This is a genomic window from Petrotoga sp. DB-2, from assembly GCF_054051725.1.
In genome coordinates this window covers 1-278 of record NZ_JBSVZD010000097.1, presented here as the reverse complement: position 1 = coordinate 278, position 278 = coordinate 1, and the positions used below count along the sequence as shown (strand labels likewise).

Below are 278 nucleotides of genomic sequence, written 5' to 3'. Positions count from 1 at the left end.
TTTTATCCAGATCAAATTGGGAGAGATTATATAACCGTGAAAGGTTTTGAAATGGCTCATGCTGCAACACCATGGGTTCCGCCAACAGCAGATCAACCTGGATTAATTGGAGCAAACTGGAGTAAAGGTTGGATAATTGAAAACAATATTATTCATGATTCAAAATGTAGTGCAATAAGTATAGGTAAGGAAGGTTCGACCGGACATCTATATCATTCAACTCGTAAAGACAAAACTGGGCATCAATACCAATTAGAATCTGTTTTTAGTGCTGAACA

At 37.1% G+C, this 278-nt stretch carries 1 pseudogene; it reads left to right on the top strand.

What is annotated here, in order from left to right:
• A pseudogene (locus ACW9JY_RS10610) lies at positions 1-278 on the top strand (hypothetical protein); the annotation flags it as partial.